The 20,287-nt window shown below is 68.4% G+C and carries 23 protein-coding genes; 8 read left to right on the top strand and 15 right to left on the bottom strand.

Translation table 11 applies throughout. The features are described from left to right. Positions 1 to 10 precede the first annotated feature (10 nt). From ACOGXE_RS11885 to ACOGXE_RS11875, 3 genes are read left to right on the top strand one after another with little or no spacing between them, the layout of a single operon-like run. On the top strand, positions 11 to 649 hold the full coding sequence (locus ACOGXE_RS11885) for an MSMEG_4193 family putative phosphomutase (protein WP_419931128.1): 639 nt from the start codon (positions 11 to 13) through the stop codon (positions 647 to 649). Beyond that, positions 646 to 1,155 (top strand): DUF3090 family protein, encoded by a 510-nt coding sequence (locus tag ACOGXE_RS11880; RefSeq protein WP_419931127.1) that lies wholly within the window; start codon positions 646 to 648, stop codon positions 1,153 to 1,155. The genes ACOGXE_RS11885 and ACOGXE_RS11880 overlap by 4 nt, the downstream gene beginning before the upstream one ends. 25 nt (positions 1,156 to 1,180) lie before the next feature. Next, on the top strand, positions 1,181 to 1,954 hold the full coding sequence (locus tag ACOGXE_RS11875; RefSeq protein ID WP_419931126.1) for an SCO1664 family protein: 774 nt from the start codon (positions 1,181 to 1,183) through the stop codon (positions 1,952 to 1,954). A 56-nt stretch (positions 1,955 to 2,010) separates the two neighbouring features. Here the strand turns inward: ACOGXE_RS11875 and ACOGXE_RS11870 are convergent, their stop codons facing one another. Both ACOGXE_RS11870 and ACOGXE_RS11865 read right to left on the bottom strand, forming a co-directional pair. After that, positions 2,011 to 2,973: an electron transfer flavoprotein subunit alpha/FixB family protein gene (locus ACOGXE_RS11870; protein ID WP_419931125.1), complete on the bottom strand. Its 963-nt coding sequence runs from the start codon at positions 2,971 to 2,973 to the stop codon at positions 2,011 to 2,013. 2 nt (positions 2,974 to 2,975) lie between these two features. Beyond that, complete coding sequence (locus ACOGXE_RS11865) at positions 2,976 to 3,755, bottom strand: electron transfer flavoprotein subunit beta/FixA family protein (protein ID WP_419931124.1); 780 nt, start codon at positions 3,753 to 3,755, stop codon at positions 2,976 to 2,978. Between the two features lie 117 nt (positions 3,756 to 3,872). Between ACOGXE_RS11865 and ACOGXE_RS11860 the strand changes: the two genes are divergently transcribed. The 3 genes from ACOGXE_RS11860 to ACOGXE_RS11850 all read left to right on the top strand — a co-directional run bounded on the left by ACOGXE_RS11860 (position 3,873) and on the right by ACOGXE_RS11850 (position 5,824). Next, positions 3,873 to 4,808, top strand: a complete 936-nt coding sequence (locus tag ACOGXE_RS11860) for a diacylglycerol/lipid kinase family protein (RefSeq protein WP_419931123.1) — start codon at positions 3,873 to 3,875, stop codon at positions 4,806 to 4,808. 358 nt (positions 4,809 to 5,166) lie between these two features. Then, a complete protein-coding gene (locus ACOGXE_RS11855) occupies positions 5,167 to 5,574 on the top strand; it encodes a hypothetical protein (protein WP_419931122.1) in 408 nt (135 codons plus the stop codon). A gap of 10 nt (positions 5,575 to 5,584) precedes the next feature. Continuing rightward, on the top strand, positions 5,585 to 5,824 hold the full coding sequence (locus tag ACOGXE_RS11850) for a hypothetical protein (RefSeq protein ID WP_419931121.1): 240 nt from the start codon (positions 5,585 to 5,587) through the stop codon (positions 5,822 to 5,824). A 304-nt stretch (positions 5,825 to 6,128) separates the two neighbouring features. Here the strand turns inward: ACOGXE_RS11850 and ACOGXE_RS11845 are convergent, their stop codons facing one another. The 5 genes from ACOGXE_RS11845 to ACOGXE_RS11825 all read right to left on the bottom strand — a co-directional run bounded on the left by ACOGXE_RS11845 (position 6,129) and on the right by ACOGXE_RS11825 (position 11,595). Then, the gene (locus tag ACOGXE_RS11845; protein WP_419931120.1) at positions 6,129 to 6,854 is read right to left on the bottom strand and encodes a recombinase family protein; all 726 of its coding nucleotides are present in this window, start codon (positions 6,852 to 6,854) and stop codon (positions 6,129 to 6,131) included. Between the two features lie 65 nt (positions 6,855 to 6,919). Next, the gene (locus tag ACOGXE_RS11840; protein ID WP_419931119.1) at positions 6,920 to 8,530 is read right to left on the bottom strand and encodes a sensor histidine kinase; all 1,611 of its coding nucleotides are present in this window, start codon (positions 8,528 to 8,530) and stop codon (positions 6,920 to 6,922) included. A gap of 7 nt (positions 8,531 to 8,537) precedes the next feature. Further along, the gene (locus ACOGXE_RS11835) at positions 8,538 to 8,768 is read right to left on the bottom strand and encodes a DUF3107 domain-containing protein (RefSeq protein WP_419931118.1); all 231 of its coding nucleotides are present in this window, start codon (positions 8,766 to 8,768) and stop codon (positions 8,538 to 8,540) included. 32 nt (positions 8,769 to 8,800) lie between these two features. Continuing rightward, positions 8,801 to 10,399, bottom strand: coding sequence for a protein adenylyltransferase SelO (locus tag ACOGXE_RS11830; RefSeq protein ID WP_419933516.1), 1,599 nt, complete (start codon positions 10,397 to 10,399; stop codon positions 8,801 to 8,803). 11 nt (positions 10,400 to 10,410) lie between these two features. Continuing rightward, a complete protein-coding gene (locus ACOGXE_RS11825) occupies positions 10,411 to 11,595 on the bottom strand; it encodes an Mrp/NBP35 family ATP-binding protein (protein ID WP_419931117.1) in 1,185 nt (394 codons plus the stop codon). Between the two features lie 368 nt (positions 11,596 to 11,963). On the opposite strand from ACOGXE_RS11825, the gene ACOGXE_RS11820 reads away from it, so the two are divergent. Further along, positions 11,964 to 12,794, top strand: coding sequence for a hypothetical protein (locus tag ACOGXE_RS11820; protein WP_419931116.1), 831 nt, complete (start codon positions 11,964 to 11,966; stop codon positions 12,792 to 12,794). A 358-nt stretch (positions 12,795 to 13,152) separates the two neighbouring features. Beyond that, positions 13,153 to 13,389, top strand: coding sequence for a hypothetical protein (locus ACOGXE_RS11815; RefSeq protein WP_419931115.1), 237 nt, complete (start codon positions 13,153 to 13,155; stop codon positions 13,387 to 13,389). A gap of 60 nt (positions 13,390 to 13,449) precedes the next feature. Here ACOGXE_RS11815 and ACOGXE_RS11810 read toward each other — a convergent pair whose 3' ends face one another. From ACOGXE_RS11810 to ccmA, 8 genes are all read right to left on the bottom strand, one after another. Then, positions 13,450 to 14,634, bottom strand: a complete 1,185-nt coding sequence (locus ACOGXE_RS11810; RefSeq protein ID WP_419931114.1) for a cytochrome c-type biogenesis protein CcmH — start codon at positions 14,632 to 14,634, stop codon at positions 13,450 to 13,452. Continuing rightward, positions 14,634 to 15,254, bottom strand: coding sequence for a TlpA family protein disulfide reductase (locus tag ACOGXE_RS11805; protein ID WP_419931113.1), 621 nt, complete (start codon positions 15,252 to 15,254; stop codon positions 14,634 to 14,636). Before ACOGXE_RS11805 ends, ACOGXE_RS11810 begins: the two co-directional genes overlap by 1 nt. Positions 15,255 to 15,355: 101 nt before the next feature. Further along, on the bottom strand, positions 15,356 to 17,350 hold the full coding sequence (locus ACOGXE_RS11800) for a heme lyase CcmF/NrfE family subunit (protein ID WP_419931112.1): 1,995 nt from the start codon (positions 17,348 to 17,350) through the stop codon (positions 15,356 to 15,358). Continuing rightward, the gene (locus ACOGXE_RS11795) at positions 17,347 to 17,910 is read right to left on the bottom strand and encodes a cytochrome c maturation protein CcmE (RefSeq protein WP_419931111.1); all 564 of its coding nucleotides are present in this window, start codon (positions 17,908 to 17,910) and stop codon (positions 17,347 to 17,349) included. The genes ACOGXE_RS11800 and ACOGXE_RS11795 overlap by 4 nt, the downstream gene beginning before the upstream one ends. Further along, positions 17,907 to 18,077 carry a hypothetical protein gene (locus ACOGXE_RS11790; protein WP_419931110.1) on the bottom strand — a complete coding sequence of 57 codons (171 nt, stop codon included), beginning with the start codon at positions 18,075 to 18,077 and terminating at the stop codon, positions 17,907 to 17,909. Before ACOGXE_RS11790 ends, ACOGXE_RS11795 begins: the two co-directional genes overlap by 4 nt. Continuing rightward, positions 18,074 to 18,916, bottom strand: a complete 843-nt coding sequence (gene ccsA / locus ACOGXE_RS11785) for a cytochrome c biogenesis protein CcsA (protein WP_419931109.1) — start codon at positions 18,914 to 18,916, stop codon at positions 18,074 to 18,076. Before ccsA ends, ACOGXE_RS11790 begins: the two co-directional genes overlap by 4 nt. Before the next feature lie 2 nt (positions 18,917 to 18,918). Beyond that, complete coding sequence (locus tag ACOGXE_RS11780) at positions 18,919 to 19,587, bottom strand: heme exporter protein CcmB (protein WP_419931108.1); 669 nt, start codon at positions 19,585 to 19,587, stop codon at positions 18,919 to 18,921. After that, positions 19,577 to 20,257, bottom strand: a complete 681-nt coding sequence (gene ccmA, locus ACOGXE_RS11775) for a heme ABC exporter ATP-binding protein CcmA (protein WP_419931107.1) — start codon at positions 20,255 to 20,257, stop codon at positions 19,577 to 19,579. Before ccmA ends, ACOGXE_RS11780 begins: the two co-directional genes overlap by 11 nt. Positions 20,258 to 20,287: the final 30 nt, after the last annotated feature.

Genomic DNA, 20,287 nt, shown 5'->3' with positions numbered 1-20,287 from the left:
CTTCAACTCGGTGCCGAGCCGACCCCGACCCACTCTGCTGCTGTTCGTCCGCCACGGCCTCACGCCGACCACTGGCGTCGAGCTCTACGGCCGGCGACCCGGGGTGCACCTGTCGGAGGCCGGAACGCAGCAGGCGCAGCGTGCTGCGGAGCGCATCGCCGCAGGGGGGCGCCGGGTGGCCGCCGTGTACGCCAGCCCGCTGGAGCGCGCGCAGGAGACCGCCACGCCGATTGCCGCAGCCGTCGCGCGCACCGTGCGCACCCATGACGGCCTCAACGAACTCGACATGGGCCGCTGGACGGGCCGCAAGCTCAATCAGCTGCGCAAGCTGGCCGCGTGGTCGCAGGTGCAGCGCTACCCGAGCGGATTTCGCTTTCCCGACGGTGAGACGTTCCGGCAGATGCAGGCGCGCATTGCGGCGACGGCGAGCGAGCTGGCGGCCCGCCATCGCGGCGCGACCGTCGTCGCCGTCAGCCACGCCGACCCCATACGAGCGCTGGTGGCCGACGCCATGGGGACCCATCTCGATCTGTTCCAGCGAATTGTGGTGTCGCCGTGCTCGGTGACTGCGATCCTGTACTCCGCTGACGGCCCTGTCGTGCTGGCCACCAACAGCACGTCCGACCTGGCGGCATTGGCTCCGGCATGAGCGACGACTTCGACCTCCGCAACCCCGACACATTCCTCGCCGGCACCGTGGGGCCGCCCGGCCAGCGGATCTTCTTCCTGCAAGCCTCCGAGGCGGGCCACGTCGTCTCGCTGAAGCTGGAGAAGGGGCAGGTCTGGGCGCTGGCGAACCTGCTCAGCGAGCTGCTCGAGGGCGAGAGCTACGACGGTCCTGCGGCGGCCTTCGGCGAGCTGGTCGAACCGGTGACCGCCGCGTGGACCGTGGGCCGCCTCGCCACCGGCATGGACACCGACGGCAAGGTCATCGTGGTCATCGCCGACGAGATCGAAGACGAAGACGACGACGCTGAAGCCGGCACTGGCTCCCCGGGCGAGATGCCGGCTCCCGACGACGAGCGCACCGGCGGTCGAGCCCGAATTCATCTCGACTACGCGACAGCGCTCGGATTCGCTCAGCAGGCGATGCTGCTGGTCGAGGAAGGCCGTGACTTCGGCATGCGCAACGGGCACCGTCCGCCCCGCACGTGATGGTTCAGCCTGGTGACGGTTCGGTGTGAACGAACCGGCCCCCCACCATGTGCTGCCCCGCAGCGAGGACGGCGAGCGACTCGAGCTGCCGGTCATCTGGGACGCGCCCACTGCTGAAGCCCTGGAAGTGCTGCATCAGGGCGACATCTCGGTCCTGGGACGGATGCCCTACAGCAGCAACGCCACGTTCCTGGTGCGCATCGATCACGCCTCCACGCCCACCGCCGCGATCTACAAGCCCGAGCGGGGAGAGCGGCCGTTGTGGGATTTCCCCTCCGGCCTGTACCGGCGCGAGATCGCAGCGTTCGAGCTGTCGCAGGCCTTGGGCTGGAACGTCATCCCGCCCACGGTCGAGCGGGACGGCCCGTACGGGGTGGGCTCGGTCCAGCTCTTCATCGACGCCAACTTCGAGGAGCACTACTTCACGCTGGTTGCCGAGGATCGGCACCACGGCGACCTGCGGCGCATCTGCGCCTTCGATCTCATCGCCAACAACACCGACCGCAAGTCGGGACACTGCCTGGCGTCACGGTGGGGACCGATCTACGGCATCGACCAGGGCTTGTGCTTCGCCAGCGACTTCAAGCTGCGGACGGTCATCTGGGATTTCGGCGGCGAATCGTTCGACGACGATCTCGGCGCCGCCATCGGATCAGCAGCTGATCCGCCTGCCGAGCTCGGGCAGTGGCTGCGGCCCGACGAGCTCAGCGCGCTGGCGGAGCGCGCCGAGTGGCTCGCCGGCTTCGGCAGGTTCCCCGATGACGACGGCGGCCGCCGCTGGCCCTGGCCGCTCGTCTGACGAGCGGGAATGCGACAGCCGCTCGTCTGACGAGCGGGAATGCGACAGCCGCTCGTCTAGCGGGACTTGAGCGCTTCGATCAGCGCCGGCATCACCTTGTGCACGTCGCCGACGATGCCCAGATCAGCAACACCGAAGATCGGCGCCTCGGGATCCTTGTTGATGGCCACAATGTTCTTGGAGCCCTTCATGCCCACCAGATGCTGGGTTGCGCCCGAGATGCCGCACGCGATGTACACGTTGGGCTTGACGACCTTGCCGGTCTGGCCCACCTGCTTGGCGTAGGGAACCCAGCCGGCGTCCACAATGGCCCGCGAAGCGCCGGATGCCGCCCCCAGCAGGCCCGCCAGCTCGTCGACCATCGAGTACGCCTCGGGCTGGCCCAGTCCGCGACCGCCCGACACCACGACAGCGGCGTCGTCGAGCTGGGGGCCGGAGCGCTCCTCGGCATGGCGGCCGGTCACCGTTGCCCGTCCCGCTTCGCCCGGATCGACCGCTGCGACGCTCTCGACAGCGGCAGCCCCGCCGCCGCTGGGCTCGGCCTCGAAGCTCTTCGGACGGAACATCGCGAGTGCCGGCGCTGGCGCGCGGTACGCGGTGAAAATGTTCTGCGTCCCGCCGAAGATCGGCTCCTCGGTGACGAGTCCTCCGTCAACGACCTCGGCGCCGACGTTGTTGGTGGACACCGGGCGATCCGCCAGTACTGCCAGGCGGGCGGCGGTGTCGCGCCCGTCGGTGGTCTGGCCGAAGAACACGGCATCTGGCGAGGTGGCTTCGATATGGGCGGCAAGCGCGGCGGCGGCGTGAACACCGACGAGTCCGTCGCCGAGTCCGTCCAGTGCGTACACGGTCGACACGCCGTGGGCGCCCAGTTCGGCGGCCATGGCCTCGCCGTGTGCGGGGGCGAAGGCCGTCACAGTGTCGGCCAGCGCCCGGGCCTTGGTGGCCAGCTCCAGCGTGAGGCCGGAGGGACCGTCGGCGTCGCCTTCGGCGAAGAGCAGAATCTGTGCAAGCGTCATTCTCAAATCACCTTGAGTTCAGTCAGGAATTCGACGATGTTGGCGTGCGCATCGCCTTCGTCGGTGATGATCTCGCCGGCCTCGCGCTCGGGAGCGTCGGTCACCTCGACCGTCTCCTGGCGAGCGCCCGCTACGCCGACGGATGCCGCATCGATGCCGAGGGCCGAAAGATCCTTCGCATCGACCGGCTTCTTCTTGGCCGCCATGATCCCCTTGAACGAGGGGTAGCGCGGCTCCACCACGCCGGCCGTCACCGACACGACCGCCGGGAGGGCGCACTCCACCTGGTCGTAGCCGGCTTCGGTCTGCCGCTGCACGCTGGCGACGCCGTCGGCGATCTCGATGTGCTTCGCGAAGGTCACCGACGGCAGCCCCATCACTCCGGCGATCATCTCGGGAACGGTGCCCGTGTACCCGTCGCTGGATTCGACGCCGGCCAGCACAAGGTCGGCTTCGAGACCGGCAATCGCGGCACCCAGCACCTTGGCCGTGCCGAGCGCGTCGCTGCCGGCGAGCGCATCGTCGCTGATGAGCACAGCGTCGTCGGCACCCATGGCGAGCGCCGTGCGCAGACCGCTTGTCTCCGATCGCGGCGCCATCGACACCAGCGATACTTGGCCGCCGCCGGCGGCCTCGGCGAGCTGCAGTGCCATCTCGACGCCGTATGAGTCGGATTCGTCCAGGATCAGCTTGTCGTCCCGGTTCAGGGTCCCGGTATCTGGGAGCAGCTCTCCCGGTATGGCCGGGTCTGGGATCTGCTTGACGCACACAACGACCTTCATGGCCGGGCAGTCTGCCGACTCACGGCACCGATGCCACACCCGATGTCTGATCACGCTCGCAGGCGCGCGCCCTGCCCGATGGCGCTCGCATGCTCACGCCGGGGCGAGACTTGCGCGGTGCGTGTCCTGCTGCTGGTCAACGATTCGGCATCGTCGACGACAGCGCGCACGCGCGTGCTGATCCACACGGCGCTCTCGGAGCGGCACGACACCGAGGTGGCTTTCACCAACCGGCGAGGGCACGCGGCCCGTCTCGCCCGCGGGGCAGCCACCACCGGCACCGACGCAGTGGTCGTGCTGGGCGGCGACGGCACCCTCAACGAAGCGGCCAACGGCGTTGCCGGCACTGACTGCGTACTCGCTGCCTTGCCGGGCGGTTCTACCAATGTGTTCGCACGAACGATCGGCACGCCTGACGACCCGCTGCTGGCAACCGAAGCGGTTCTTGACGCGTTCGATGCCGGCAACATCACCTCGGCGGGGCTCGGGCGCACCTCCGGTCGCTACTTCCTGTTCCACTGCGGCATGGGACTCGACGCTGCCGTGGTGGAGCAGGTCGAGCGGCACCCGACGCTCAAGCGGTATCTCGGCCACCCGCTGTTCCTGCTCGCTGGCCTCGACACCCTGCGCCGCTATGACCGGCAGACAGGAACGCTGGGAGTTCGAACGACTGCGCCAGCAGTAGCAGTCATGGACGGCTGCTTCGTTGTCGTCGTGGCCAACACCGACCCGTACACCTTCCTCGGCAGCCGTCCGGTTCGGATCGCACCGGCGGCGACGCTGCATACCGGGCTGTCCGTGGTGGGCCTGCGGTCGCTCAAGCTCGCTGACGCGCTCGGCGTGCTCTCGGCGGTGTTCGGCGCCAACGGCAGCCTGAGCGATACCGATCCGAGCGTGGTGCAGCGCATCGACGACGTACGCGAGCTCACCGTGACAGGAAGGCGCCCGTTCGGCCATCAGCTCGACGGCGATCACCTCGGCGCCGTCAACGAGCTCCGGCTCGAGTGGGTGCCCGACGTGCTGCGCCTGGCCATCCCCGCTGTGTCTGACTGACTCCGGCGCTCTGCGGCACCGGAGCTGCGGCCCGACGCCGGCTCTCAAGCCAGCAACTGAGCTGTTCGCGCGCCCTCTGACGATCTAAACCTGCTGGTCAGAGGCGATTTTCGGGCGTGCCTGAAACGTTCGTATTGCTAACAGGCCCACAGGCGCCTGTCAAGCCGATCCCGCGCCGGTCCTGACCCGGGCCCGGACAGCGCTCCCGACAGCCGCAAACCCGCAGAACCGTTGGAGAACACGCGTCCCGCCGTCGCGCCCGCGCGCAACTCACTCGCGGTCGTCGTCGTGTCCGTTTCTGTCCGTTCCGGCTGTGCGCAAAACGAACGAATCCCGACCAGAAAGGACGGATCAGCGGATGACTCTCACCGCATCACTACCAACCAAGGCGCTAGCGAGCGTGCTCGCAGCACTGCTGCTCAGCACCACGATGGCAGTTGCCATGCCGACACGAGCTGATTTGCCTGGCGTGCTCGATGCACTTGACATCTCGCCTGCCGCAGCACACACAGATTACGACTGCACCTACTACACGGTGACGGTCTACCCCAACGGCCGCAACGGTCCCGGCGCGTACCAAGAGACAAGGGAACGTTGCGTCACCATCCCACACAGCCACTGGTGGGAACGCGCCGTCTATTGGGGTGGAACGACTCTCCTGTGCGGGACGTTCGGTGTTGCGGTCGGTGGAGCAACTGCCGGAGTGGGCGGCGCAGTTGCCTCTGGGGCTTGCTTCGGCACCATTGCAACGCTTCCTGGACCGTAGGATGAACGCAGTGAGATACGTGTACAACACTGATTCATACAGGAGCAAGCGCGAAGCTCTGTTGTGGTCGATCGGTGGTGCCGCGGTACCAGCGCTCGTGATGTGGTCGTATTGGCTCATCGGCTACTCGACAGGCGTGCTCTATTCGATGCTCACCCTCGGCGTGCTGCTCGTAGCGGTCGCTTGGACGTGGTGGAAGCGTCGCGGCCGCGACCTGTATCCAGCCCGCTCAAGTTCGCCTCAAGAGTGAATCGCTGCGGAGCGTGCCTCCTCGCGGGGATTGCACTGCTGCTGCTCCTGTCATCTTGTGGGGTCACCGCGCCGTCGACGGCATGTGAGAGCGCAGTTGTACGGCAGGTGCGAGCCGAGCAGGCCTATGGCGGTGCCATCGAGTTACATGAGGCAGCGCATGCATCCGGTGAGGATCACTCCGACGAGGATGTCTTCGATGCTCGGGTGGCGATGATCCTGGCGGAGGCTGAGACCCGACGGCAGTGCGATTGAGGTCCTGCCCCTGAGGGACGGGACCTCAACGCACAGCCTGGATATAGGCGCTAACGATCGCGCTGCTCGGCGGCGTAGCGGGCGGCGTTGGCTTCGGCTTCTTGGTCGAGGCGGGCGGTGCGCAGGAGTCCTCGGACGCTGGATGGTGACCAGACCGTCTTGCCGGTGGCGGTGCACAGCCCGGCCTCCTCGAGGGCGACGGCGATCTTGTGCAGGCTCAGGCCTTCGGCGCGCAGCGCGGTCGCGAGGTCCTTGGCCTCTTGGGACTGCTTGCTCGGTCGCCCGAGTCGCTTGCCCTGGCTGCGCGCCACCGCGAGGGCTGCCTTGGTGCGCCCGCTGGCAAGCGAGCGCTCAAGCTCGTTGAACGCGCCGACCACGTGGCGCATGAACACACCCGCAGGTACGTCGGAGCTGATAGGCAGATCAAGGCAGAAGAAGTCCCAGCCACCTCTGGACGAGAGATCCAGCAGGTTCTGCAAGTCGCGAATTGAGCGAACGAAACGATCGAGGCGCACTGCCGCGATGAGGTCCGCCTTGCCGGCGTCGAGCCGCTCGAGCGCTGCCCCTAGTTCCGGTCGTCGTGCGGGCTCGATGGCGGCCGACACAGCGTCATCGGTACAGATGTCGACGATTTGCCAGCCTTGTCCGGCTGCCGCAGCCTGGACGGCCCTGTGCTGCGCTTCGGTGCCGAGCCCCGATGCCGCTTGGGCGCCTGTGGAGACTCGCGCATATGAGATGACCCGCTTCGCTGCGGATTCGTTGTCTTCTTCGTACATTGCGCGAACAATAGTTCATACGAACGAACGTTGTGAACAATCACTCGCGCTATTCGTCCGGGCCGTCAGGCGCTCGTGCGCAGCGGGATCTGCACGACGGCCTCGGATCCGGGCGGGGGCGTCCGGCGCCGCACCTCGAAGGTGCCGCCGAGATCGGACCCGCACAGAGCCCGGACAATCGAGGTGCCGAGACCTCCTGAACGCTGTGCGTCGTAGTCGGCGGGGATGCCGACTCCGTCATCGCGCACGACCATCGACAGCAGGTCCGCCTCCGGCCGGGAGATCTCGACCTCGACACGGCCGATCGGGCTCTCGTCGAGTCCCGGAGCGGCTTCAAGCGTCTGGTCCTCGATCTCCCACAGCTGGGGAAAGGCGTGATCCACCGCGTTCTGGAGCAGCTCATTGAGCACCACAGCCAGCGATGTCGCCGTCTGGGATCGCAGCATCCCCGCCTCGCAGGAGACCGTGAAATCGATGGGCCGCTCGGGGAAGGTGATGCTCTGGCGCATCGTCTCGGTCAGCGTCTCGGCCACGTCGCAGAAGTCGACGTCGTCGGTGGTCTCGGCCGACAAGGTCTGGTGCACGAGGGCGATTGCCCGGATGCGCCGCACGGCCTCGTCGAGCGCCCGGTTCGCCTCGCGCGATTCCAAGCGGCGGGCCTGGATGCGCAGCAGCGATGAGACCGTCTGCAGGTTGTTCGTGACGCGGTGGTGGATCTCGCGGATCGTGGCGTCCTTGGAGATGAGCAGCCGGTCGCGGCGCCGCAGCTCGGTCACGTCGCGCAGCAGCACCAGCGCGTTGCGCACGGGGGTGTCGGTGAGCGGCAGCGCCTGCAGCTGCACCGTCACCGACTGGTGCTCCACCTCGCCCACCACGGGAATGCCGCCGCTGATGGCGCGTCCCACCACGTCAGGCCCCAGTTCGAGATCTCGCACGCGGCGGCCTTGCACGTTGCCGCCGACGCCGATGCGGTGCAGCGCGCTGACCGCATTCGGCGATGCGAAGCCGATACGTGTCGTCTCGTCGGTGAGGAACAGCCCGTCGCCCACCCGCGGAGCCTCCTGGTCGGCGACATCGGCACCCCGGTAGGGGAACAGGCCGCCGGCGACCATGCGGGCAAGGCGGCCGAACGTCGCGATGTAGGTGCGCTCGAGTTCGCCTGGATCGCGGATGTCGGTGAAGCGCGGTGTGACCTCGCTGCTCATCACGGCAATGGTCACGCCGTCGAAGGTCACCGGCACTGCGGTGATGCGTGCTCGCCGGTCGCCGGGCACCCGCAGGCCCTCACCGGTGACGATGACGCCGCGGGCGAATGCCTCCGACACCAGCGGCCGCTCGCTGGCAGCCACGCACAGCCCGATGTGGTCGTCGCGGTACAGCGTGCGACCGGTCGTGGGCCGGATCTGGCCGATCACGGTCAGCGGAGTCTCAGAACCGAGCCGGCGCCACGGACGCGACGGGCCATCGGGGTCGTTCGAATGCAGGTCGGCGACCTCGTCGGGCAGTTCGTCAAGTGCGGTCACCTGCCCGGGCACGAACAGCAGCAGGTCGGAAAACGACAGGTCGGCCAGCAGCGACCACCACGCGAGCAGCCGGCGCAGGTGCTCGCGCGGGCCGTCGTCGGCACTGTCGCGCATGTCGGCCGCGGGCAGCGGCCGGTCGGCGGGCGCCCGCATTCGAATCTCAGTCCGCTGCGAAGCCGATGCGCCGATCGCCGGCCGGACCCAGCTCGAGGTAGGCGAGCTTGTCAATGGGCACGCCGACACGACGCCCGCTGCGATCGGTCAGCCAGAGCACCGTCTCGTCGCCGCTCAATGCGCCTTCGAGCGACGCCGCGGCGTCCTCGGCAGCCTCGTCGTCGATCTCGACGCTGAGCTCACGACCGCCGTGGGTGATGCCGATCCGGATGTCCATGGCCGCAGGCTACCGGTGGTGCCCGCAACGCCCTAGGAGCTGCAGGAGAGCTGGCTGCAGCCGACTCGGGTGCGGGCCCAGTCGGGGCGCATCGCCGCGTAGGTCTCGCTGTCGGGCTGCTCGTCGTAGGGGCGGCGCATGACGTCCAGCAGCTCGCCGATGGCCTCGGGGCGGCCCTCGGTGGCGGCGTCGATGGCCAGTTGGGCCAGGTAGTTCCGCAGGACGTACTTGGGATTGACCCGGTTCATGGCCTCAAGCCGAGGCCCGTCGGCAATGCCGAGCGCCCGCAGCCGTGCCGCGTAGCGCTCGACGAACTCGCTGGTCGCCGAGCGGTGCTCGTCGGTGACCTCGTCGGGGCGGTAGTACGCAGCGGCGAGCGGGGCGATGCGCTCGGCCGGATCGACGCCATCGCCCGTATCGACTGCGGCGAGGCATCGCCAGAACACCGTCATGTCGGTCTCGACGAGCCGCAGCACGCCGAGCGCGCCGGTGGCCAGATCGCTGTCGGCATCGCCGTCGAGCCTCGGCAAGCCGAGCTTGGCGGCCATCATCGCCGACCACTTCTGCTCGAAGTACGGCACATAGGCGTCGAGCGCTGCCTGCAGCGGCTCGGCCTCGCCGATCAGCGGGTAGAGCGCATTCGCGAGCTGCATCAGGTTCCACTGCGCGATGTGGGGCTGGGTGCCGAAGCGGTAGCGCCGGTGGGCGGCGTCAGTGGTGTTGGGAGTCCAGTCAGGGTCGTAGTCGTCGAGCCAGCCGTAGGGGCCGTAGTCGATGGTGAGGCCCAGGATCGACATGTTGTCGGTGTTCATGACGCCGTGGACGAAGCCCACCCGCATCCACTCGCAGACCATGTCGGCCGTGCGCCGGACCACCTCGTCGAAGAACTGCACGTAGCGGCCCGGTGCCGCCTCGGGAGCGAGATGCGGGAAGTCAGCGTCGATGACGAAGTCGGTGAGGGTGCGCAGCGTGTCGATGTCGCCGCGGGAAGCGAAGATCTCGAAGTTGCCGAACCGCACGAACGACGGTGCCACACGGCAGACCACGGCCCCGGGCTCGAGCTCGGGATGGCCGTCGTAGAGCATGTCGCGCATCACCATGCCGCCCGTCGCCACCAGGCTGAGCGCCCGGGTCGTCGGCACACCCAGATGCGCCATGGCCTCGCTGCACAGGAACTCGCGCACCGAGCTGCGCAGCACTGCCAAGCCGTCGGCGGTACGGGAATACGGCGTGGGGCCGGCGCCCTTGAGCTGCAGGGTCTGGTGCTGTCCGTTGCGGTCCACCACTTCGCCGAGCGCGATCGCACGGCCGTCGCCGAGCTGACCGGCCCAGTTGCCGAACTGGTGGCCGCCGTAGCAATGGGCATGCGGATCCATGCCGTCGAGCAGCGCGCTGCCGCCGAACACCGCAGCGAACTCCGGATCGCTGGCCAAGTCGGCGTCGAAGCCCAGCAGTTCGAACATCTCCGCGCTGTGCGCCAGCAGGTGCGGTGCCGGCACCGGTGTCGGATCGACCCTCGAGTAGCACGCGCCGATCACCTGCCGGCGGGCGTTGGCAGCCTCGGGGTCGGCGGGGAGCGCGGCCGTGAAGCGGTTGTCGAAACTGAGCTCGTCGAGCGAGCCGATCGGCATCGCCACGGCGCTCACAGCAGCTTCAACCCCTCGTTGTAGCGGCGGGTCGGCAAGTGCTCCTCGCAGAGCAGGCGCGCCATGTCCCCGAACACACCGGCCGCCTCGCTGTCGGGATCTGCCGCCGTGATCGGCATGCCCTCGTCGCCACCTGAGCGCAATTGCGGCACCAGCGGCACCTGACCGAGCAGCGGAACCTCCAACTCGTCGGCGAGCGCCTGCCCGCCTCCGGAGCCGAAGAGCTCGTAGCGCTTGCCGTCGTCACCGGTGAACCAGCTCATGTTCTCAATCACTGCCCGCACCTGCAGGTTCACGCGTCCCGCCATCTGGGCAGCGCGCTGGGCAACCTTCTGCGCTGCCGGCTGCGGCGTGGTCACCACCAGCATCTCCGAGCGCGGCAGGAACTGTGCCAGCGACAGCGAGATGTCGCCGGTGCCCGGTGGCAAGTCGATGAGGAGGTGGTCGGGCTCGTCCCAGAAGACATCGGTGAGGAACTGCTCGAGCGCCTTGTGCAGCATTGGGCCTCGCCAGATGACCGGCTGGTCCTCGCGGGCGAAGAACCCCATCGACATGCAGCGCACGCCATGCGCCTCGGTGGGCACGACCATCTGGTCGATCACCGTGGGCGGACGCTGGACGCCGAGCATCCGGGGAATGGAGAATCCCCAGACATCGGCATCGATGACAGCGGTACGTGTGCCGCGCTGGGCCAACGCGATCGCAAGATTGACCGTCACGCTGGACTTGCCGACGCCGCCCTTGCCGCTGGCCACCAGCAGCACGCGGGTCTTGTTGCCGGCTTGGGCGAACGGAACGGCGCGTCCTTCAGCGTGACCGTGACCGTCGTGGGTGCCCGCCGTAGCAGCCGGGTCGCCGATGAGCTGCGCTCGCAGCGCCGACTGCTCGGCCTCGTCCATGACCGTGAACTCCACGACCACGTCGTCGATTCCCTCGAGCGCACACCCCGCCTCGCTGACAGCGTGCGAGACATGCCCAGCAGCCGGCCAGTCATTCGACGGCAAGGCGACGAGCACCTGCGCGGCGCGTCCGGCCACTGCGGCAGCTCGCAGCATGCCCATCTGACCGATGGGCCGGCGCAGCTCGGGATCGATGACGTCGGCCACTGCGGCAGCCAGCTGCTGATCGGTGACGCTGGCTGGTCCGCCGTTGGCGGCTGACCCTCGACGCTTGCCCTTCACTGGGTGCCCCTGACCGGTTGCGATCCATTGTCGCGTGGTGACTGCACCGGCATTACAGCCGCATCTGCCGCTCGCCAAGCACGCTACTGCCGCAACCGACGACTCGACAGTTAGTCCAGTTGAGGTGTCGCTCTGTTGCTGGATTTGGGTTGCGATTGCGACAACGATTCCCGGACCGTCGACTGCTTGCGCCTCAGGGCAGCTCTCGCCGACTCGCCCGACTACAGCGTCCGAGAATGTGGATATGAGGAAACACCTATGCAAGACTCCTGCGCGGTCAAACACACATAATCGATGGAGTCAACGTGAAACGACACCTACGTCTCGGTGCAGTGGCAGCCGCCCTGGCTTTGGCAGGCAGCTTCTTAGTGACGGTACCGGCAGCCGCCGAGAACTCGGGTGTCATCGGCCCCGGCAGCGGGGAGCTGAAGGACGACTCGCGCCCGCAACCCAACACCGGCGCAGGAACCGGCCCCGGTGAGAGCCGCGAGGAGTCCCCACCCATCGACGAAGGGACCGGACCCGGCGGTGAGGAACAGCCCAGCCATAACGATGCGGTTGGGGATCTGCAACCCGAGGGGCCGATCGGCCCCGTCGGCTCCACCGGCGTGCCCACATATGAGGCCGTGTGGATGCCCGGTGAGACAATCCCAACAGCTGTCACGATTCTCGCCGACGACGCAAACGTTGAATTGGTCACGCTCGGGACTGAAGACAGATCGCTGTTTGCTGCGCTGGTCGTAATCGACAACCACGAGGCACCCGCCGAGTACCGGTTCGAGAACGCCGTGCCGGACGGCCACACCGCTAAAGCGCACCCGGATGGATCAGTGAGCTTCGTCGATATCGACGGCACCGAATCGGGCGGCATCGCCGCGCCATGGGCCCTCGACGCCAACGGCGAGGAAGTGCCCACCCGCTACATCCTCGACGGCACAACGCTCATTCAAATCGTCGATCACGAAGGCGCTGCGTATCCCGTCGTTGCCGACCCAGCGTGGGTTGTAGCCGCCGTCCTAGTGGTACGGATCGTGGCTCCCACGGTCTCGACAGTTGCGGCGGCCTGTGCTCGGGCGTATTGCGGGCATATCGCCGCGACCACGGGCAGTGCCCTCTACGACGCCGTCAAGCCCAGTGGCGGATCTGGCGGCGGCCGCCCAACCAATACGTGCAATATGCGCAACCGGACTGGGTGTTAGGTACTGGGGCAAACCGTCGTTGCAGTCCGTGGCCTTCTGGCCCGGAAGCTCTGGTTCATGACTGGTTGAGACGATGACACATGCTGCGGAGATGTTCCGCAGGCCGCGCTGGTCCGACGGTCGTATTGCCAGTTATCGGCAGGCCCGAGTCGCGCTCGGCCTCCACCTATTGTCCTGGGTGTCTACGGTCACCGTGACTGTCCTGTGGATGGTCTCCTCGAGATGGGCGGGATGGTGGGTCCTGATTCCAGTGAGTGCTGCGTGCAACCTTTCCTTGGAACAGATCGCAAGAATCCGCTTGCGCCGCGCTGTTCTGCGAGTCGAGGCCGTCGAAGGTTCAGCACGGGCCACGTCCGATATGGGTCATGAAGAGATCGGTCTCGAAGACTGGATCAACTTCAAGCTCAATCGCTTCTACGACTACGGGATTCGGCTATGCGATCGGAAAGCGGTGGACTTCCAGGCTCGAGCCGAAACGGCCATGGCCAACGGGAAGCAGCGGTCTGCTGCGAGGTACTTGCGACGTGCTGAGCGTGAGCGCAAGTACAGCAGGTGGAGTAGGAACATCACCCAACGCGATCCCGATCCAGTCTGAAGTTGTCCAATAGGCGTCGAAGCAGCGAGTTGCGGGCACTCACGGATGCTGTGCGGTCGGTTATTCGAGTTCGGCTTGCATTTCGGTGATTGCGTTCTCGAGGGCGGCGGCCATGGCGGGGGGCGGGTTGCGTTGGAGCGCTGCGCCGTAGTAGCCGATGGCAGCTTCGAGGTCGCGCTCGATGAAGCGGGCCGTGTAGCCCCGGAACACCCACGGGTCGAAGTCGCCGGGCTCCAGCGCCACGGCGGCATCCAGCGACGCGATGCCGGCGGCGATCAGCTCGGCGTCGGGGATGCGCACCAGCAGCCAACCGCGCAAGGCGAGCGCTTCGACGTCGCTGGGGTCTCCGGCCAGCACACGGTCTAGGTCCACGAGCGCAGCAGTCGGGTCGCAGCCACCATCCCCAGCGCTGTCGGTGCCTTGCGCGACGGCCGTTTCGCACTCTCGCAGGTGCAGGCGGGCTGACAGCACCAAGGCGCCGCGCAGGTCACGGTCGAGGCGAGAGATCTCCTCCAGCGTGGCCCGAGCCTCGTCGAGCTGATTCGCCGCGAACTGCCGCTGGGCGTCGACCAGCAAGGAGCGGGCCGAGCGGTCGATGTCTCCCGAGAGGGTCTCGCCCCCCAGGCGCAGCCCTGCTGAGCGGGCGACGAGCAGGCCGGCCGCGACGCCGATGACGACGAGAGCACTCACTGTGAGGACGCCCGACGTGCGCCATCGGCGCTGCCGCTGCGGGCCGCCCGGCTCGGCACCAGCAGAATCGCCGGCGGCAGTGCGGTCTTCATCGGAGGCGTCGGCTCGCGCCCGCCAACGCCGGGCAGCGGCCCACAGGCCGGCCGACGCGACCGCAAACGCGGCCACCGGCAGCGCCCACACCAGCGTGCCCACCCCCTCCCCTGGCGGCAGCGCATTGACGTCATCGCCATAGGCGGCGGCGAGGTCAGAGCGGATCTGCGTGTCGGTGCGGCCCTCATCGACCCAGAGGTCGATCTGGCGGCGCATGGCCGCCGCCGCCGGTGCGTTCGACTCGAGCACGCTCTGGCCGTCGCAGACCGGGCAGAGCGTGTTCTGCTTCAGCTCATAGGCCCGTTCCGATTCGGTTGCAGGCGGGCGCGAAGCAGTGGCAGCCAGCACGCCGGCAACGACGGCGACGGCCGCCACGACGAGCCAGGCGGTCCGTCGCAGCGAGCGGCTGCGAGCACGCGCCGGCTGCGGGGCCGTCGAGGGCTGGACACCGGAGGTGCTCATCACTCAGCCGCTGGTGCTGCCGGATCGGCACTCGCCGCACCCACGAGCAGCGCTATGACATCGTCAGGGTCGTCAGCGCTGATCTGGCCCTGCCAACGAGCCGCCACCACGCCGTCCGGAGTGATCAGGAACGACTCAGGCGGTCGCAGAACACCGAACTCCACCGCCCAGCGGGCATCGGGATCGTCGATCACGGCCCAATTGCCGCCGAGCCGCTGGTAGAAGGCGATGGCATCGGGCGTCCGGTCGCCGAACGGCACGGCGACGACGGCGCCGTCGAAGCGATGGCGCTCCGCCCATTCGACGAGCGCCGGATGCTCTCGCTCGCAGGGAACGCACCACGATGCGTAGAAGTTCACGAGCACCCAGCGGGGCGCGGCAGCGTCGATGTCGAAACGGGCCACACCGTCGGGACCCGAGCGCACGCCGGGCAGCGTCGGGGCGAGGTCGGACGCCAGCAACGGTGCCGGAGGCCAGATCAGCTCACCGCGCAGATGCGGCACCGGCTCGCCGATGAGCGGGCTGGCCGCCCGGATGCTGCCGCCGTCGGAATCCCTCGTCGCGAGCAGGGCGATCAGTCCCGCAGCGACGAGCCCTACCAGCACGGCGGCGACACGCACCCACGAACGCGAGCGAGATGCGTCCGCAGACCTGCCGGAAGAGTCGGGTGTATCCGACTCCGGGGCGGACTCTGTCCTCGTCTCGCCGTCAGACGCAGGGATCATGTGTGCGGTTCCGGCGCATCCGCGCCGGTTCGTTCGGGCGCGGTACCAGCAAGGACCCGACCGTCGTGGGGACGGCGGATCCGGTCGCGTGCCCCGATCCGGGTGGGAACCAAGGCCGCAGCCACACCGAGGGCGAGGACAGCGCCGCCCAGCCACATCCACGCCACAAGCGGCTTGATGAGCACCCGCAGCGCCACCTCGCTGCTGCCCTCTTCGGGAATCGTGGCCAGCGACAGGTAGACGTCGTCGACGAGGCTCGTCGCCACCGAAGGCGTCGAGATCGGCTGTCCGAACTCGGCGAAGCGCGTCACTGCGGGCTCGAACACGCCCCGGCCTTCGACGTCCACGCGTACCCGCACCACCCGGTTGCCGTTCTCGACGCCGTCGGTCAGCCCGAGGTAGGTGACCTCGTGGCCGGCGACCGTGCCGGATTCGCCGGGTGCGAGCGTGAACTCCCCCTCTGACCCATAGGCACTCGAGGCGATGAACCCGAAGGCGATCACTCCCACACCGATGTGGGCGATCATCCCGCCGCCGGTTCGTCCCAGCAGCCCGCGCCAGCCGTTGCGCCGGACGCCCAGCCACAGCAGCCGCACCGCGGAGCCGATCACGAACCCGCCCAGGCCCAGGGCCAGCACCTGCCACAGACCGTGTGCGCCGGCCCAGATCGACAGCACCATCGTCGCTGCTCCCGCAGCTGCCGGGCCGAGCAGGCGTGCCGAACGCACCTCTGCGGGTGTGCCGCGCCAGTTCAGCGCCGGCGACAGCGCCATGAGTCCCAGCAGGGCGATGCCGACCGGCGCCAGCATTCGATCGAAGTAGGGCCGGCCGACGGCCAGCCGCTCATTCGAGACGGCCTCAGCCAGGAGCGGGAACACGGTGCCCAGCAGCACGACGAAGGCCGCTACGGCGAACAGCAGGTTGTTTCCCAGGAATGCTCCCTCCCGCGACCAGATCGAACGCAGGCTGGCGGCAGTGCGCAGGGCTTCGCCACGCCATGCCACCAGCACCACGCCGGTGGCCACGATCACGCCGAAGAAACCCAGCAGGATGGGCCCCAGCGATGACTCGCTGAACTCGTGCACCGACTCCAGCACGCCCGAGCGAGTCAGGAACGTGCCGAAGATGGTCAACGCGAACGTGACGATGAGCAACGACAGGTTCCACACCCGCAGCATCTGGCGCCGCTGCTGGGTGATGAGCGAATGCACGAACGCCGTCGCGGTCAGCCACGGCAGCAGCGAGGCGTTCTCGACCGGGTCCCACGCCCAGTACCCGCCCCAGCCCAGGACCTCATACGACCACCAGGCGCCGAGCATGATGCCGGTGCCCAGGCAGCCCCAGGCCACCAGCGTCCAGCGGCGGGTGTCCGCCAGCCAGCGGGTGTCGAACTGGCCCGTGATGAGCGCGGCGACGGCGAATCCGAACGGCACGGTGAAGCCCACGTAGCCCAGGTACAGCATCACCGGATGGATGGCCATGAGGGGGTGGTTGCGCAGCAACGGGTTCAGGCCGCCGCCGTCGGCCGGCGGGCTGGTCAGCGTGCCGAACGGGTTGGCCGGGCCGGCGAGCAGCGCGAAGAAGAAGATGCACACGCCGAGCATCACGGCCAGCGCCCACGCCACCGTCGGCTCCTCGGTGCGCGCACGGAATCGCCATGCGGCCGCCGCGACGTAGCCGCACAGCACCAGGACCCACAGCAGGATCGATCCCTCCAACGCTCCCCAGAGGGTCGCGATCTTGTAGATGAGCGGCGTCGCGATTGTGGAGTTGCGAGCCACGTAGGCCAGCGAGAAGTTGTCGCTCAGCAGCGCAATCTCCATGGCAACCACCGCCAGCACGCAGCCGAAGGTCATGGCCGCGATCCACGCCAGCGCCTGGCGGCAGCGCGCCGGCTGCCGCTGCACCCTCGCTGCGACGAGCGTTGCAGCCCCGCCGAGCGCGCTGACGAGGCCGACGGCCACGCCGAGCGTGCCCAGCACGGCGGTCACAGCCGGGGCACCTCGAAGGGGCAGTCGTCCAGGAAGCCTTCAGGGGGCTCGTTGGGGTCGGGCAGGCGGTTTTCGTTCGCCGCCACGTACTCGTTGGTGTGCTTCACCAGCATGTTGTCGCTCGAGAAGAAGTGAGTGTCGCGGCCCGCCACCGTCACGACGTCGCCCGCCACCCATCGGCCCTCGAGCACGACAGGTATCCAGGGCGACTCGAACAGGTCCGGCGGGTCGACGCTGTGACGCACCGAGACCGACGCGCAGTTGTGAACGACCTCGAAGGTGGTCACTCCCCCGTCCACCGCCACCGACGCTGGCACCACCCGCCCCTGCAGACGGAACCTGCGATCGCCCAGCTCGACCCGCTCGGCGATGGCCTCATCCGCGTTGCGGAAGAACAGCGTGGCGTTGCGCAGGCCCGCAACCGTGGCCGCGCCGCCCGCGATCACCAGCAGCACCACGAAGGCGCCGATGATGGCCTTGCGGCGGCGGCCCAGCAACTGGCGTGCCTCGGCCCGGTCTGGCTCGGCGGGAAGGGGATGACGGGGGCTGAGGTCGGTCACTGGCTGGTTTCTGTGTGCGACCGGCTCGGATCGGGGATGGCTCCGGCGGGGCCGATGCCGAGGTCTCGGCCGAGCGCGCGGCCGCGGCGGACCACCCAGGTCGCGTAGGCGACAACCGCAAGCGCGGTCAGCGCGTAGCCCGAGAAGACGTTGGCTGCCCAGGTCATCGGTCCGTCACTGATTCGTGGTGGCCCGCCTCGCTGCGACGCGCCGAGAGCAGTTCTTCGAGAGCGGCCTCTTCGGCGAGCTCTTCCAGGCGCAGCACCCGGTAGCGGTGGATTCCGATCCACAACGCGATGAGGGTGAAGGTGGCCCAGGAGTACAGCAGCGTCCAGTACATCTCGCCGCTGTAGTTGCGATCGCCGCCGATCCCGATCTCCAGGCTGGCTTCCTGGTGCAGCGTGCGCCACCAGTCCACGGAGTAGTGGACGATGGGCAGGTTGACCACCGCGATGAGGGCCATCACCGCCGAGCGCCGAGCGCGGGCGCGCGACTCGGCGGGGAGCCGCCGCAGAGCCAGATACCCCAGGTAGGTCACGAACAGCAGCACGGTGGTGGTCAACCGTGCGTCCCACTGCCAGTAGGTGCCCCACGTCACTTTGCCCCACAGCGACCCGGTCACCAAGGTGAGCGCTGTGAACAGCACGCCGAGCTCAGCCGCAGCACCGGCTACCCGGTCCCAATGGCGCGCCTGACGATCGGCGATGACGCCCTCGGAACCGCCTGCCCCGCTGCGTGTTCGCCACAGAACCCGTGCGCTGGCGAATGCGGTCAGCACGAAACTGCCGTATGCGACCCAGATGGAGGGCACATGGGTGTACATCAGCCGGACCGCATCGCCCTGCACCTCGTCGGCGGGCGAGACCCACAGCGCCAGCACTGCCATGACGGCCGCTGCGGCGAGCGCGATGGCGCCGAGCACCCTCGTCGCCACGCTGCCGGTCATCGACACGGATCCGACTCGCTGTGCCTGCCGGCGAAGGTCGGGCGGAGCGGCCTCGGTCATACTCAGGCATCCTCCAGCAGCGGACCGGCCGCCGCCCAGCCCACTGCGATGTAGGTCACCAGCACCACTGCCAGCAGTGCTGTCCAGCTCCAGCCTTGGTCGGCGCTGGTCCCGAGCGCCACGTCGAACGCCCGGGTTCCGGCCAAGAGCACCGGCGCCGCCACCGGAATCAGCAGCAGCGGGAGCAGGGTATCCGCCGACCGCAGGCCTACCGTCATCGCCCCGTACAACGTCCCGCAGATGGCGAAGGCGGCCATGCCGCACAGTCCTGAGACCACCATCAGCAGCCAGTCGTGGACGGTCACCGAGTAGAGCACCAGCAGGCCGGCGGCGGTGAAGACGCCGACGACCACGAGCTGCAATGCCAGCGCTGCGGCCTTGCCCCACAGGATGGCAGCGGGCACAAGCCCTCCGAGGCGCAACGCGTCGAGGTTCCCGCCTTCGGCTTCGATGTCGAAGCTGCGCTTTGCGCCGAGCACGGCGCCGAAGAGCACCGCCACCCAGAACAGGCCGCCCGCCCCGGCGCCCAGCAAGGAGGGGTTCGCGTCGAGCGCAAATGCGAAAACGACCAGCACCAGCAGCACGGTCGGGACGATCTGGACGAGGGTGACGCGCGCTCGCCACTCGATGACCATGTCCTTGCGGCAGACGAGCCAGATCTCACGCCACATCGGTGGGGCCATCCGTGGGTTGCACCAGTCCGGGCGTCTCGACGCGGCCGCCGGCCAGCAGCACCTGGCGGGCGGCCGCGACGCGGGAGCGGCCCGTCTCGTGCGTCGCGAACATCACCGTGGCGCCCGCCTCGACAGCGTCAGCCAGCAGTTCGTCGAGCGCGTCCCGGCTCGAGGTGTCGAGCCCGGCATGCGGTTCGTCCAGCAGCCACAGCCGCGGGCGCGCGATGGTCAGGCACGCCAAGGCCACCCGCCGCTGCTGACCTTCGGACAACCGTCGAATGGCAACATCGCCGAGACGGCCGCCGAGTGCGAAGCGCTCGACGGCGGCTGACACCTCGGCCGCTCCAGCACGATGCACGTCGGCGCAGTGGCGCAGCTGGTCGGCGACCCGCAGATCGCCGTACAACGGGGATCGATGGCCCAGCAGCCCCACGTGCGGCCGTACCGAGCGACGCTGCGCTTTCAGGTCAAAGCCGAGCACCTCGGCCCGCGCGCCTCGCACCGGTACCAGTCCCGCGCACGCCCGCAGCAGCGTGCTCTTGCCCGCTCCGTTGGGTCCTCGCAGGCAGACCATCTCGCCGGCTTGCACGCTGAGATCCACTCCCGCCAATGCGGGAAAGCGGTCCAGCAGGGCCACGACGCCCTCGAAGGCAACGGCAGCGCCCACGGAAAACCAAGGCTACGGCCGGGGCACGGC

The organism is Candidatus Poriferisodalis sp., assembly GCF_965208555.1.
Lineage (GTDB): Bacteria > Actinomycetota > Acidimicrobiia > Acidimicrobiales > Poriferisodalaceae > Poriferisodalis.
This window is presented reverse-complemented; position numbering and strand designations above follow the sequence as displayed.

Coding starts and splice junctions, on each gene's coding strand:
- ACOGXE_RS11880 (WP_419931127.1), top strand. CDS start 646: ATGAGCGACGACTTCGACCTCCGCAACCCCGACACATTCCTCGCCGGC.
- ACOGXE_RS11870 (WP_419931125.1), bottom strand. CDS start 2,973: ATGACGCTTGCACAGATTCTGCTCTTCGCCGAAGGCGACGCCGACGGT.
- ACOGXE_RS11865 (WP_419931124.1), bottom strand. CDS start 3,755: ATGAAGGTCGTTGTGTGCGTCAAGCAGATCCCAGACCCGGCCATACCG.
- ACOGXE_RS11855 (WP_419931122.1), top strand. CDS start 5,167: ATGACTCTCACCGCATCACTACCAACCAAGGCGCTAGCGAGCGTGCTC.
- ACOGXE_RS11845 (WP_419931120.1), bottom strand. CDS start 6,854: ATGTACGAAGAAGACAACGAATCCGCAGCGAAGCGGGTCATCTCATAT.
- ACOGXE_RS11840 (WP_419931119.1), bottom strand. CDS start 8,530: ATGCGGGCGCCCGCCGACCGGCCGCTGCCCGCGGCCGACATGCGCGAC.
- ACOGXE_RS11835 (WP_419931118.1), bottom strand. CDS start 8,768: ATGGACATCCGGATCGGCATCACCCACGGCGGTCGTGAGCTCAGCGTC.
- ACOGXE_RS11830 (WP_419933516.1), bottom strand. CDS start 10,399: ATGCCGATCGGCTCGCTCGACGAGCTCAGTTTCGACAACCGCTTCACG.
- ACOGXE_RS11815 (WP_419931115.1), top strand. CDS start 13,153: ATGGGTCATGAAGAGATCGGTCTCGAAGACTGGATCAACTTCAAGCTC.
- ACOGXE_RS11810 (WP_419931114.1), bottom strand. CDS start 14,634: ATGAGCACCTCCGGTGTCCAGCCCTCGACGGCCCCGCAGCCGGCGCGT.
- ACOGXE_RS11790 (WP_419931110.1), bottom strand. CDS start 18,077: ATGACCTGGGCAGCCAACGTCTTCTCGGGCTACGCGCTGACCGCGCTT.
- ccsA (WP_419931109.1), bottom strand. CDS start 18,916: ATGACCGAGGCCGCTCCGCCCGACCTTCGCCGGCAGGCACAGCGAGTC.
- ACOGXE_RS11780 (WP_419931108.1), bottom strand. CDS start 19,587: ATGTGGCGTGAGATCTGGCTCGTCTGCCGCAAGGACATGGTCATCGAG.